Source organism: Streptomyces sp. NH27 (assembly GCF_056859195.1).
The window spans coordinates 1-10,704 of the sequence record NZ_JACEGK010000257.1 but is presented as its reverse complement, the minus strand read 5'-3'; the positions used below and the strand labels follow the sequence as shown (position 1 = coordinate 10,704).

6 protein-coding genes and 3 tRNA genes are annotated in these 10,704 nt (G+C 73.9%); 6 read left to right on the top strand and 3 right to left on the bottom strand.

Going from position 1 to position 10,704, the window contains the following annotated elements:
* Positions 1-2: 2 nt before the first annotated feature.
* The gene (locus AC13HU_RS21085; protein ID WP_483043469.1) at positions 3-299 is read right to left on the bottom strand and encodes a YtxH domain-containing protein; all 297 of its coding nucleotides are present in this window, start codon (positions 297-299) and stop codon (positions 3-5) included.
* 180 nt (positions 300-479) lie between these two features.
* On the opposite strand from AC13HU_RS21085, the gene AC13HU_RS21080 reads away from it, so the two are divergent.
* The 3 genes from AC13HU_RS21080 to AC13HU_RS21070 all read left to right on the top strand — a co-directional run bounded on the left by AC13HU_RS21080 (position 480) and on the right by AC13HU_RS21070 (position 868).
* Positions 480-552: transfer RNA gene (locus AC13HU_RS21080), tRNA-Asn, on the top strand.
* Positions 553-556: 4 nt separating this feature from the next.
* Positions 557-629, top strand: a tRNA-Asn gene (locus tag AC13HU_RS21075).
* A 165-nt stretch (positions 630-794) separates the two neighbouring features.
* Positions 795-868 (top strand) — tRNA-Ile (locus AC13HU_RS21070).
* 330 nt (positions 869-1,198) lie between these two features.
* Here AC13HU_RS21070 and AC13HU_RS21065 read toward each other — a convergent pair.
* The gene (locus tag AC13HU_RS21065) at positions 1,199-5,266 is read right to left on the bottom strand and encodes a carboxypeptidase regulatory-like domain-containing protein (RefSeq protein WP_483043468.1); all 4,068 of its coding nucleotides are present in this window, start codon (positions 5,264-5,266) and stop codon (positions 1,199-1,201) included.
* 189 nt (positions 5,267-5,455) lie between these two features.
* On the opposite strand from AC13HU_RS21065, the gene AC13HU_RS21060 reads away from it, so the two are divergent.
* Together AC13HU_RS21060 and AC13HU_RS21055 are read left to right on the top strand one after the other, a co-directional pair.
* Positions 5,456-6,484: a LuxR C-terminal-related transcriptional regulator gene (locus tag AC13HU_RS21060; RefSeq protein WP_483043467.1), complete on the top strand. Its 1,029-nt coding sequence runs from the start codon at positions 5,456-5,458 to the stop codon at positions 6,482-6,484.
* Complete coding sequence (locus AC13HU_RS21055; protein WP_483043466.1) at positions 6,471-7,607, top strand: hypothetical protein; 1,137 nt, start codon at positions 6,471-6,473, stop codon at positions 7,605-7,607. Before AC13HU_RS21060 ends, AC13HU_RS21055 begins: the two co-directional genes overlap by 14 nt.
* A 23-nt stretch (positions 7,608-7,630) precedes the next feature.
* On the opposite strand, the gene AC13HU_RS21050 is transcribed toward AC13HU_RS21055, so the two are convergent.
* Positions 7,631-8,368, bottom strand: coding sequence for a chitinase (locus AC13HU_RS21050; protein WP_483043465.1), 738 nt, complete (start codon positions 8,366-8,368; stop codon positions 7,631-7,633).
* Positions 8,369-9,061: 693 nt separating this feature from the next.
* Between AC13HU_RS21050 and AC13HU_RS21045 the strand changes: the two genes are divergently transcribed.
* The coding region (locus AC13HU_RS21045; protein WP_483043464.1) for a serine protease at positions 9,062-10,704 on the top strand (1,643 nt) is incomplete at its 3' end.

The window sequence follows — 10,704 nt, the reverse complement described above, 5'->3', positions numbered from 1 at the left end:
GGTCAGGTGTTCGAGGTGCCCCAGCCGCTGTCGGGGGCGTTGCCGTTGCGGCCCGCGCGCATCTTGCCGGCCAGCGCGTCGGGCATCCGCTCGCCGACCTTCGCCGTCACCGTGTCCTTCGCCTTGCCCGCCGCGGTGCGGCCCTGCTGCATCGCGGACTCCGCGGTGTTCCGCACCGCCGGGTTCTGCGCGAGCTTCCGGGCGGCCTCGCGGAGCTGCTCGTACCGCTCCCGCCCGGCGCGGGCGCCGAGCACGAAACCGACCAGGGCTCCGGTGATGAACGTCAGCCGGTAGCGCATGGCTCCACCCTTCCTAACTCCGGTTCTGCCGGACTGTTGCGCGCCTACCCTGCGTCGCCGGGGGCAACCCCCTGCAAGCGGTTGGCGGAGCACCCCCCTGCTTGCGCTAATGTATGTGTCGCACCGAGTGCGCGCCTTCCGGGAGGATCCTGGCGGGTGCATTCGGCGCACGCAGCGCGATCCCCTGTAGCTCAATTGGCAGAGCAGCCGGCTGTTAACCGGCAGGTTACTGGTTCGAGTCCAGTCGGGGGAGCTGATCCCCTGTAGCTCAATTGGCAGAGCAGCCGGCTGTTAACCGGCAGGTTACTGGTTCGAGTCCAGTCGGGGGAGCGCGGGATGAGGGCCCTTCGGGGTCCTTTTTCGTCCCCTGAACGCCGTAGCACCCCCGCTTCCGGCCTCGCCGCGTCCACCTGACGACGCGTCCGTACACCCGCGAGGGCGACAGATCGTATGAGCGGCTATGCTGCGGCAGACGGCGCGCACGGCACGCCGCACGGGGCGGTAGCTCAGCCGGTTAGAGCAGCGGACTCATAATCCGTCGGTCGTGGGTTCGAGTCCCACCCGCCCCACCGTGCTGACCTTGCTATCACCTGGATCCACCTGCGGAAACGCGACCTGCCGAGCCTTCCCGCGGGGGCCGTTGCGGGAACCCGGAAGGGCCGGTGAGCCCGGTGTCGTGCCTCCCTCGATCGGACGAACCCGCGGAATGAGCCGGGCGGCCCTCTTCCGACGGCTGCTGCCTCGACGCTTACGTACAGCCCGGAGTGTTCGCCTGCTGCTGCTTTGTGAGCGCGTGACGTACAGCTGACGAGCGGTCACGTACCGGACGGAGGGTATACGTGGGCCGGCCCGCCCCCGGGGAACGGGAGCGGGCCGGCATGTTTCGGGTGGTGCGTTCCTCAGCCTCCCGTCGGGTGGCCGGTGGACCGGGCCGCGACCGTCAATGTGACGGGCAGCGGCGCGACTGTGTGCAGTGCGTCGCTCTCGAATCCGAGCGACCCGGCCACGGTCCCGGTGCGGTCGCCCGTCAGCCGTACGGTCACGGTGACCGAGTGCCCGGCCGGGACGGTGACGGTGCCGCGGCTCACCGAGAGCCACGGCAGGCGGACGGGTCCGGCCTGGTCGTAGCCGGTGAGCCGGTAGGCGCCGGTCAGGGAGTTGTCCGCGGTGACCCCGCCGACCGAGTAGAGCCCGGTCGCGCCGGCGCCGTAGTACTGCGGCCCCGGCAGGTCGGGCAGTTGGGCCCACCAGTCGGCGGCCGGGTTGTAGGCGAAGGCCCGGGCACTGGCGGCCTGGCCGTCGTCGACTATGCCGCCCGCGACGCCCAGTTCGCCGTCCGCCGTGGCGGCCGTCGCGCACTGCGCGTCGACAGGGAGCGCGGCGATACGGTGCCAGCGGTTCGCGGCGGGGTCGTACGCGAAGGCATCCGTGGTGGAGCCACCCGCGATGACGCCGCCCGCGCAGTACAGGTGCCCGCCCGTCGCGCCGCACTGCGTGTTCATGATCGCTTCGGGGTAGTCGGCCGCCTTGTGCCACGTGTCGGTCGCGGGGTCGTAGACCGCGACGGTGGCGGTGGCGTCCGCTTCGGTGGTGAGCCCGCCCACCTCGTAGATCCTGCCGTCGAGCACGGCGGTGGCACCGGCGATCGTGTACGGGCTGGGTGCGGCCTCGGTCCAGCTGTCGGTGGCCGGGTCGTAGACCTGGGTCGCCGGCTGGACGGTGAGCAGGGGGCCGACACCGCCGGTGACGTAGAGCTTCCCGCCGATGAATCCGGACCCTGCCGCGGCGACGGGGTCGGGTGCGTCGGCCTTCCGCTGCCAGGCGCCCTTGTGCGGGTCGTAGGCGTAGAAGGTGTTGGTGATGTCCTCGGTCCCGGAGCCCAGGCCGGCGTAGACGACGCCCTGGTAGGTGCCGGCGACGCCCTGCGCGGACTGGGCCGGCAGGTCGGGCAGGCCGGTCCAGGCCGGCGCCGGGGCGCCGGTCTGCGTGGCGGCCGGGGCCGCGGAGCTGCCGTGCGGCGCGGCGATCTTCGTGCTGCCGATGCCGTGCCCGGCCTTGGCGGCCGCGGCCATGACCGAGGCCAGCGGCTGCGGGGTGCCCTGCTTCAGCGGCACCGCCCGGCCGGTGGCGGAGGTCCCGGACGGAGCGGACGCGGTACCGGCCGATGCGGCGCCGTCCGACGCGAACTGGCCGATGCGGACGGTCGCGGGGCCGTCCCCGGTGTTGGTGAGGGTCAGCTTCCTGGTCGCCGAGCCGTGCGGGCGCACGGTCGCGCTCAGGTCGCCGCTGACGGTGATCTCCCCGTTGGTCAGGGCGAGATCGACCCGGGTGACGCGGTCCGCGGACAGCTTCACCGAGGCGTGGGCCTGGTCGTAGTAGACGAGCGAGCCGGTGACGGTGCGGTGACCGGTGGCCGGGGAGAACAGCCAGTAGAAGGCGTCGGTGCCGCCGCCGGGCTGCGATCCGGCGGTCGAGGTCGCGCCCGCGGTGGTGCCCGCCACGGCGACGGCCACGCCGTCGAGCGGCCGGCCGGTCCGCGCGCTGGTCACGTCGCCGGCGACGAGCGAGCCCTTGTCGAGTTGCAGCCACGCCTGCGCGAGGGAGACGTCGGCGATGTCCCACCAGCCCACGGTGGTGGTGGTGTAGTGGAAGCGCAGCCGGACGGACTGGTCGTGTCCGGCGGCCGGCACCACGGCGTGCTGCGTGGCGGACTCGCTTCCGTCGCCGGTCCAGATGGTCTGCCAGGTCGCCCCGCCGTCCGTGGTGGAGTCGACGGTCGCCAGGCCGCCGACGTGGTTGGCGCGGAAGGTCAGCAGCAGGGCCTTGCCCGCCGACTGCGTCGTCGCGGGGGTCAGCAGGGTGGAGTCGGTGTCACCGCCGGACATCGCGGACGCGAAGCCGAGCGTGGGGTCGTTCGTCCACGCGGACGGGCCGGGGGCGTGGAAGGTCCAGGGATCGCCCTTGGTGCTGGTGGTGCTCCAGCCCGCCGGGATGGTGTCGGTGGTGAACTTCTCCGTGGCGGACGTGGCCGTCTTCTGGGTGTAGCCGGGGGCCGAGCCGTCGATCGCGAGCAGTTGTGCGTCCAGCCCGATGTTGCGCACGACGTTCTCGGAACCGGCCTGCACCTGCACGTCGCGGGCGGCGTAGCCGGGGAGCGTGGACGTCACGTGCAGGGTGTAGCTGCCGTTCGCCGGGACGTCCACGGAGTAGGCGCCGGTGTAGAAGTCGCTGCTGAACGGCGCCGTCTCGGAGCCGTCGTCCAGGGCGATGGTGGAACCCACCGGCCAGCCGTGGCCCGAGGCGTCGGTGATCTTGCCGCTGAGCGTGACCATCGCCCGGCGGGCCAGCACGAAGTCGCCGGACGAGGTCGTGCCGGTGGTGACGGTGGCGGGGTGCGAGACGGAGGTCCAGCCGAACTCGGCCGCGGTGACGGTGTAGTCGCCGACCGGCAGCGGAAGGCTGTACGTGCCGTCGCTGCGGGTCGTGGTGCGGCCGGACGCCGTCCCCTTCGCGGTCACCCGGACGCCGCCGAGCGGGGCGCCCGCCTCGTCCGTGACGGTGCCGGCGACCGTACCGAAGTCGGACGCGGCGAGCGCGGCGGTGCCGTCGGGGGTGCCGAGCCCGGTCGGGCCGTCGTAACCGGGGCCCGCCGTGCACAGGTAGGCCGTGGTGCAGGTGCCGTTGGAGCCGGAGGTGACGTCGTTGAGCGCACCGGGCCGCGCATACGGGTAGGTGTTCGGGCGGCCGTTGTCGGCTATCGGCCCGGCCAGCGCGTAGACGGCCGCGATGACGGGGGCCGCGACGCTCGTGCCGCCGTACTGCGCCCAGCCGTCGCCGCTGCTGCCGTAGCTGTCGTAGACGGCCACGCCGGTGTGCGGGTCGGCGACGGCGGAGACGTCCGCGACGGCCCGGTTGGCGCAGCCGGTGTCGGTCTGGAAGGACGGCTTGGGCACGTACGCGGAGCAGCCGGAGCCGGCGCCCGCCCAGGCCGTCTCGGTCCAGCCCCGCGCGGTGCCGGTGTCCCTGGTCAGCGCGGTGCCGCCGACGGCGGTGACATCGGGGGCCGCGGCCGGGAACTGGACGCCGTAGCCGTCGTCACCGGAGCTGGCGACGACGGCCACGCCCGGGTGGTCGTAGTGGGCGCCCGCGAGTTCGGTCCCGTCCTCCGAGCCGCCGTAGCTGTTGGAGATGTACGTGGCGCCGAGCGCGGCCGCCTCGTCCACGGCCGCGGCGAGGTTCGTGAGGGCGGCCGAGTCGGCCTCGACCAGGATGATGTCCGCCTCGGGGGCGACGGCCGACACCATGTCCAGGTCGAGCGAGGTCTCGGTCGCCCAGTCCGCGTCGGGGGTCGGGTAGTGGTTCTGCGAGCCGCGCTGGTCGACCTTGGTGAACTGGCCCGGCTGGAGCGCGGGCAGGCCGAACTGCGCGCGGTAGACGGCCAGGTCGGCCGCCGCGGTCGGGGCGTCGAAGGCGTCCACGATGGCGATGGTCGCGCCCCGGCCGCCGTTCGCCGGGAGATCGTAGGCGCTGAGCAGGTCGCCGGGGCCGTAGCCGGACGGCGCGACCGCCGCGGCCTTGACGCCGGTGCCCGCGGCGGTGCCGGCGACCCGCTTGGCGAAGCAGCGGGCCACCCCCTTCGCCTTCGGGACCGCGCAGGACGACGTGACGGCGCCGGTGCGCCTCGGGGCGCGCGAGCCGGGGGCGGTGGACGTGTGGACGGTCGTGCCGGAGGGCTTGCCGGCGGGGGCCTTTGCCGGAACTGCCTTGGCCGGGGCGGCCTTTGCCGGGGCGGCCTTTGCCGGGACCGCGGGTTGCGGCGCGGCGGCCTCGGCCGTGCCGAGGGGGCCGGCAGCGGTCACCGCGAGGGCGGCGGCGAGGAGGACGCCGAGGGCGCCCGCCGCTCGTCGTCGCCGGGAGCGGCCGCGCGGGGGGCCGCCCGTGCCGTGGGGTAGGGAGGGAATTCGCACCTTGCCACCAATGTGGTCGGGGCGGCCGGGTTCGCCGCAGGGTCGGGTCCTTGTGGGTTGTGAAACCTGGCAGTCGGAGTCGACTCGCGGCAGCGATGGTTCTCGCCGGAGATCACGCAGGTCAAGAGCGCTCTACGCCAGTGTCGTAAAGTGCTATGGCCCGGCGGGAGTTGCTGGCACACTCGGCGGATGCTCAACGTCCTCGGTCTGACCGCCGCCGAACAGGCCCTCTACGAGCTGCTGCTGACCCGCCCTTCGGTCACCGAGGCCGAACTCGGACCGCCGCCGGAATCCGCCGAGGCCGGTGCAGCGCCGGGCACCGCGGTACGGGCCAGGCTGCGCCGGCTGGAGCAACTCGGCCTGGTCGCCCGGCTTCCCGAGGACCCGCCGCGCTACGTCGTCGCCCCGCCGGGCGACGCCCTGGACGAGGTGCTCTTCGCGCGCAACCGCGAACTGCTCACCGCCCGGCGCCGGGTGGCCGAACTCACCGCGCGCGCCGCCCGTCCGCCGACCGTCACCGACCCGCTCGACCTGGTCGAGATCGCCCACGGTCCCGAGGCGGTGATGCAGTGGCACGAGCGGCTCCAGCGCGGCGCCCGCAAGGAGATCAGGGCCTTCGACTCGCCGCCGTACATCAACGACCACCACGGCAACCCGCTGGAGTTCGAGCAGCTCCGGCGCGGCATCCGCTACCGCGCGATCTACGACCGGCGCGGCCTCGGCCTGCCCGGCGGGGTCGCGGTCCTCGACGACTTCACCTCGGCCGGCGAGATCGCCCGGGTCGTCACCGACGTGCCCATCAAGCTCGTGCTGAGCGACGAACCGCTGGCGATGCTGCCGTTGCGCGAGGCGGCCGCCCGCGGGGACTGGCTGATCGTGCACGGCTCGGTGCTCTACGACGGGCTGTCCGCGCTGTTCGAGACCTACTGGGAACGCGCCCTCCCGCTCCGGTTCGCGACCGGCCGCGGCGACGGGCCGCAGGACGGCCCCTCCCCGCTCGACCGGGCCCTGCTGACCCTGCTCACGGCGGGCCACACCGAGGACGCCATCGCCGAACACCTCGGCTGGCACAAGCAGACCGTCCGCCGCCACCTGGCCGACCTGATGCGCCGCCTCGACGCCACCTCGCGCTTCCAGGCCGGCTACCAGGCGGTCCGCCGAGGCTGGTTGCGCCCGGACCACGAGGCTCCCGGGGGCGCCGCCGATGCCGGGCACTGACGACCGCCGCGGGCCCGCCGCCCCCGGGCCGGAGGGCGCCTCGGGGCAGTTGCGCGCCCTCGGTGTCGGGGCGGCCGAGGAGGTGGCGTACGAACTGCTGCTCGTCCACCCCGCCGCCGAACTGGCCGCCTTCTGGGACCGCCCCGAGGATCTGGGCGCGACGCTGGCGGCGCTCGAACGGCAGGGCCTGGCCGCCCGCGAACCGGGGCCCGTCCCGCGCTACCGGCCCGCGCCGCCGGCGATCGCGCTGGGCAGGCTCGTCGCGGAACGCGAGCAGCGGCTGCGCGAGGCCCGCGACCACCTGGCCGAGTTGACCGACCGCTACCACCAGCGCCAGATCGCCGCGCCGGACCCGGAGGTGGTCGTCGAGGTCGTCACCGGCCGCGACGCCGTACTCCAGCGCACGGCCCAGGTCCAGTGGCGGGCCCGCGAGCAGGTCCGCTGCCTGGACGACGCGCCGCGGGCCCGCGGCGCCCTCGCCGACGATCTGCGGCTGCTCGGGCTCGGCGTCGACATCCGGGCGATCTACGGCAGTTCGGCGATGGAACGGGCCGACGCGCTGAGCGAGGTCGAGCGACTGGCCGGTGCCGGGCAGCGCATCCGGGTGCTGCCCGCCGTGCCGATGCGCCTGTACCTGGTGGACGGGCAGGTCGCCGTGGTGCCGCTGCACGGTGCCGGTCCCGCGGCCGGGCACCGCGACGCCGCCGCCGGGTTCGACGCCGTGGTCATCGTGCACCCCTCGGTGCTGCTGGACGCCCTGTCCGGCCTCTTCGAGAGCCTGTGGGACCGGGCCCTGCCGCTGCCGCTCACCTTCGGCGAAACGGCGGAGACGGCGGAGGCCGCGGAGGCCGCCGCGCCGGACACGTCGCCGGATGCGTCGCCGGATGCGGCGGCCTCGGCGGACGGCCGGCTGCTCTCGCTGCTGCTGGCCGGCCTCACGGACAAGGCGAGCGCCCGCCAGCTCGGCGTGAGCCAGCGCACCGTCCAGCGCCGGGTCGCCGCCCTCCTCGACACCCTCGGCGCCCGCACCCGCTTCCAGGCCGGCGCCCGGTTCGCCCTCCACGGCCGCGACCTGGGCACGCCCCCTCCCGCGTCAGGGCCCGGACCGCACCCCGGACCCTGACGCAGGCGCAACGCTAGAACCGGTCAGCAGGAGAGGTTGCCGCCGGGGTCGGTGCCGAGGACGCCGGCAAACTGCTTGTAGAGGTTGATCCGGTCGTTCTGCTCGTCCGGGTTCTTGCCGTTGCACTCGAGATCGCCGTTGATGCTGCGGATCGTCTCGCCGAAGCCCTTGCCGTTGACCATCGCGTCGTGCGCGGTCATGCTGCCGGCTCCGGTCTGGCTGTTCCAGAACCACAGCCCGGTCTCCCAGGAGACGGTGGCGTTCTGCTCCACCTGGGACGGGTTGTCCAGCAGGTCGATGTGCAGGGCGTCGCCGGCCGCCTTGTAGTTGAAGTTCCAGCTCAGCTGGAGCGGGCCGCGCCCGTAGTACGCGCTCTGGCCGGCCGGGCAGCCGTACGGCTGCCCGGCGTCGCAGTAGTGGCTGTAGTTGGCCGTGTTCTGCTCGACGACGTATCGCAGGCCGCCGGTCTCGTGGCTGACGTTGGCCAGGAAGGCGGCCGCCTCGCGCTTGTGCGTCGCGTCGTCACCGGTGGTGGTGAAGCCCGGGTAGGCGCTCGTGGCGTCGACCAGGCCCTGGTAGGTGTAGAAGGAGTTCCGGCTCGGGAACATCTGGTTGAACTGCGCTTCGCTGACCACGAACGACCCGGCGGCGGAGGCGGGTGCCGCCGGCGCGGCGACCGCCAGCCCGCCGGCGATCGCCGCGACACCGAGCACGGCCATCACGCGGCGCCGGGCGCGGAATAGGACACGGGACAAGGACATCTCTGCTCCTTCGATGGTGCGGCTCGAAGCCGCTCGGGGCGGCCGATTCGGATACTCCGCAACCGGAGGGCGAAGCGGCGGCGTCGACCTTTTCGGGTCAGGGGTGAAGCGTCGTGAATTCACGCGGATTCACTCGCCGGATGGCGAACCCGTCCGCGTGTCGACCGGGGTGGGGCCACGTTGCCGCTCCCGACCCGGCGGGCATCCGCCGCCGTCGTCGGCGCGGCCGTAACTCCCTTGGCCTGCACGTTCGTTCCGTCCGCCGCGGCGAGACCGGTGATACGACCCGACGACGGCGATCCCGGCCGACGGAACCTTCTTCTTCGGGCACATGTCTTCCTGCGTCCCGGGAATGCGGTGGACGGAACGCAATGACCTTAGCGTTCAAAACGTTGAAGGCTGGCATATTCGCATCGGTCGGCAATTAGTAGCATTCTGTATTGATCGCATTGACGTTTCATGGTGATCGATTCAGCGGATCCACGAATCCGGGCGGCGCCCGCTCGCGCGGACCGGCGCCCCGCCACCACCGCACGGCACTCGCGTATCGGACCCGGGTATGTGACCCGCGTCCCGGCCCGGTTCCCCGCCCGCGTGCATGGTCGGCGGGCCGCGCCCTGCTCGACGCCGGTGCGGGTGATCGTCCGCTCTACCAGGCGGACATGATGGGGCGTCAGGCGTACAGTGCCGGATATGGAAGCCGAAGGGGGAATCGGCGGCCGGAGCTCCTGGGCGGCGCCGATGTGGGCGGTCCGTATCCGGCGGGGCGATGGGACGATCGCGGGGGCCGGGGTGCTGGTCGACCCGGAATGGGTGCTGACGCACGCGGGGGCCGTCGCCGAAGGAGAGCGCGTCACCGCGGAGTTCGTCGGGGCCGGCGGGGTCTCCCGGCGCGCGGTCGCGGACCAGGTCTGCCCCGTCGAGGCGGGCGGGGTGGCGCTGCTGCGGCTGGACCGGTCAGGCCCGGTGGGCGCCGCGAGTTCGCTACGCCGGCTGTCCGTGCCGCATCGCAGGGTGCGGATGTACGGATTCCCGGCCGCGGACGGCGTCGGGCGGTGGATGGCCGCGAGCACCGAAGCGGCGGGCCCCGAAGCGGCGGCGGACGGCGCCGACGGGCGGGTACGGCTGGCGCTGGCCGGGCCGGGCGCCACGGGCTTCGGCGGCGCCGGGGTCGCCGACGCCGCCACCGGCCAGATCGTCGGAGTGGCGCTGCCCGGAAACGTGAACGGCGATCGCGCGGGCGCGTACCTGAGCCCGGCCGAGACCGTCGTACGCCACCTGCCGCGTGCCGCCGGCTGGACCAAGGGCCGGCCGGCCGTCGACGAGCGGCTGCACGCGGGCTTGCCCGAACCGGGCGTCTTCGACCCGCACTTCGCGCGCCGGCTGGCGGAGTGGTTCCACGGCGACCGCCCGAGGTCCGGCGCGCGTCCACCGGGGGCGCCGCACTCGCCGGGGGCGCCGGGCCCAGCCGGCCCGGCCCGTATCGCGCGGCGCACCGGCGACGGCCGCCAGGTCAAGATCAGCCAGGTCCGGGCCGGCGACTCGGTCCGCGCGGGCACGCTCCGCCGCACCCTCCTGCTCGCCGACCGCGAACTGCGCGGCCCGGCCGCCGGCGACGCGGACACCGACCCGCCGCCCGGCGGCCTCGACCTGGCCCTGAGCGTGACCGGGCGCAGCGTCCTGTGGATCGCCGACCAGGTCGCCGACCGGCTCGGCGTGCTCCCGGAAGGCCCGGAGGACATCGACGACACGGGCGGCCTCGACGCGACCGTCCGGCGCATCCTCGCTTCCGCCGCCACCCTCACCCTCGTCCTGGTCGGGATCGACGAAGCGGCCGACCCCGACGCGTTGCTCGACCTGCTCGCCCGGCTGCGCGTCCACGGCGACCGCATGCTGCTGGTCTTCCGCCGCGACGGGGCGCATGTCGCCCGCGCGCAGAGTCAGTTGGTGATCGAGCCGAGCCAGCAGCGGCAGGCGCGGCTGGTGGGGACGCTGGCCGAGATCACCGGCCCGCTCGCCGACGCGCTGCACGAACGGATGGCCGAGGTACGCGCCGACTGCGACCGGGCGCTGGACGCGCTGGTCAAGGCACACGCGGTGCGGACCACCATGGCGGGCACGGTCGGGGTGGCCGCCGGGCGCGGCGAACACCCGGACCTGGGCCGGTTCGAGCGGGTCGCCGTACGGGCCGAGCGGCACATCAGGGAGGCCGTCGAGCGCCTCGACCCGCTGATCGAGCGGCGCGCGGAGCTGATCGGCCGGCTCGACTCCTACCAGGTGCTCCATCAACAGGCTGTGGACAGTGAGGACTTGGCCGCGGAGGACCGTTACCAGGC